At 62.2% G+C, this 2,457-nt stretch carries 3 protein-coding genes and 1 pseudogene; all 4 read right to left on the reverse strand.

The features are described from left to right. Positions 1 to 594 (reverse strand): annotated as a pseudogene (locus tag ACGVJ8_RS06800) (endonuclease MutS2); the annotation flags it as partial. Next, positions 557 to 955: a VOC family protein gene (locus tag ACGVJ8_RS06805; RefSeq protein WP_392346631.1), complete on the reverse strand. Its 399-nt coding sequence runs from the start codon at positions 953 to 955 to the stop codon at positions 557 to 559. The gene ACGVJ8_RS06805 and the pseudogene ACGVJ8_RS06800, both read right to left, overlap by 38 nt. 4 nt (positions 956 to 959) lie before the next feature. Next, positions 960 to 1,961, reverse strand: a complete 1,002-nt coding sequence (gene hemB, locus ACGVJ8_RS06810) for a porphobilinogen synthase (protein ID WP_392346633.1) — start codon at positions 1,959 to 1,961, stop codon at positions 960 to 962. Positions 1,962 to 2,000: 39 nt separating this feature from the next. Further along, on the reverse strand, positions 2,001 to 2,457 hold a 457-nt coding region (locus tag ACGVJ8_RS06815), incomplete at its 5' end, for a DnaJ C-terminal domain-containing protein (RefSeq protein WP_392346635.1).

Below are 2,457 nucleotides of genomic sequence, written 5' to 3' on the forward strand. Positions count from 1 at the left end.
TGGGGCCAGGCGCCGCAGCAACTCCTGAAGTTTGTCGCGACGCTCCTGACGCAGACCGTTCCATTGATGCCGCCGCGCCGACAACGCCGAGCTGGCGCGATCAGCGACGCGGCCTCCCTCTTCGAGGGCAAATTTGAGCCGCTGCTCCAACTCCGGCAGCGTCACCATCGTTTCAATCAACGCGGTGCACACCGGGCGCAGCTCGGGGTCGTCGATCTGACGGCGCAGGCGACGGGCCGCTGCCAACGTTTCCGCCACGGCCAGCAGCTCTTCACCGGAGGCCACCCCTCCCTTGCTGCAGCGCAGCACCACGAGCTCTAGGTTCTGCACGCCGCGGAAGCTGAGGCCACCTTCGGTGAGGTCATCGAGCACCGCCATTTCAACGGTCTCGGCCAGGCGTTGTTTCGACTCGTCCAGACTGGCCGGCAGCGGTTGAAACCGGGCCGCATCACGACCCATAGCGGTGCTGGCAAAGCCGCTGAGATGTTCACAGACCCGATGCCACTCCAGCAGTTCAAGGGTTTCCTGCTGAGCCCGGTCCGCCGCTTGACTCAAGTCAATTGCAGTTGGAGGGGATGCCACCGGGGGGTTCATAAAGCATTTCGAGCCAGTTGCCTTCCGGGTCTTTCAGATAAAAAGACGCCGTGCCGTCGCGGTGGTCATGGACGGCACCAACGTGCACACCCTGCGCTTTGAGACGGTCGTGAATCACATCCACCTCCGCACGATCGCGGAAATGGAAGGCGAAATGTGGGCCAGCAACCTTGTAATCCGGGCCTAACAAGGCCAGCCCATCGCGTCCTTCCCCGGCTTCCAGGTAGCACCAGTCGTCGGCACGCCAGACCAGACGCATGCCCAGATCGGTGTAGAAGGCAACAGCCCGATCGACGTTCTCAACACGGATCGCAACGTGACCGAGACGATCCACACCCATGGGTTGATCGACTGTTGCCATCTGATCAGGCCTCCTTCAACCAAGCCGCTGCATCGCAGGCGTGGTACGTGAGGATCAGATCGGAACCGGCACGCTTGAAGCTCAACAAGGTCTCCAGCACAACGGCCTTTTCATCGATCCAGCCCCGCTCCGCCGCTGCCTTCACCATCGAATACTCACCACTCACGTTGTAGGCAGCGATGGGGAGTTCCGACTCCTCGCGCAGACGATGGATAATATCGAGATAAGCCAAACCAGGCTTAACCATCATGATGTCGGCGCCCTCCTGCTCGTCGAGCTGGGCTTCGGTGATGGCTTCCCGAGCATTGGCGGGATCCATCTGATAACTGTCTTTGTTTTTGGGGATCGGCTTGCTGCCGGCGGCACGCGGGGCGGAGTCGAGGGCCTCACGGAAGGGTCCGTAGTACGCGGAGGAGTACTTCGCCGTGTAGCTGATGATGCCCACATGTTCGAAGCCTTCATCGTCGAGGGCTTCCCGGATGGCACCAACCCGGCCGTCCATCATGTCGCTGGGACCGATCAGATCAGCGCCCGCTTCAGCCTGCACAACAGCCTGCTTGCAAAGCAGTTCAATCGTCTCGTCGTTGAGGACCACGCCGTCCTGGCTGACGATCCCGTCATGACCATCGCAGGAATAGGGATCCAGGGCGACGTCAGTCATGATCGCCATCTCCGGGATGGCTTCCTTGATCTGGCGGATCGCCCGCGGGATCAGCCCATTGGCGTTGAAGCACTCAGCCCCGTCTTCGGTCTTCCGCCCCTCAGACACCTTGGGGAAGAGAACGATGCAACGCACCCCAAGGTCGTAGGCGCGCTGCACTTCGCCGGTGAGGGCCGTCAGGCTCCAACGGCTAGCACCAGGCATGGCAGCGATTGGTTCCACCTCAGCGCCTTCATGGACAAAGAGGGGATAGATGAAGTCTGCAGCCGAGAGGCTGTGCTCACGCACCATGGCGCGTAGGGCGGGCGTACGCCGAAGACGACGGGGGCGGTAGGTGAGCTCCATCAGACCCAAACACAAGGGGTGATCGTAAGGGTCACCCGATCAGAGGGCCGCCGAACGAAGCCACTCTTGACGTGGATGGTCCGTGCGCTTGGCACGCAACTGCTCCAACAATCGACGCTCCTCCTCACTCCACGAGGGCGGCATGGCCAGCGTCAGCGTGAGCAGGACATCACCACGACCGGTCTTCGCGGGCCAGCCTTTACCTTTCAGCCGCAGGCTGCGGCCCGGGGCGGTGCCGGCCGGAATGCTCACCTGGGCCTCACCATCGAGCGTCATCACCGAGACCATACCTCCAAGGGCCAGTTCATCGAGGCTGACGGGGAGATCGGCCCGCAGCTGATCCGACTCCAGGCGCCAGATCGGGTGCTTCTGAACCTTGAGGTTGAGATAGAGATCGCCCCGCCGTCCGGTTCCCGGTTGCAGGTTGCCCTTGCCCTTCAACCGCAGCCGCGAGCCGTTCTTCACCCCAGCAGGAATGCGCACCTGAACGCGCTCA

The sequence above is a fragment of the Parasynechococcus sp. genome, from assembly GCF_042954245.1.
GTDB lineage: Bacteria > Cyanobacteriota > Cyanobacteriia > PCC-6307 > Cyanobiaceae > Parasynechococcus.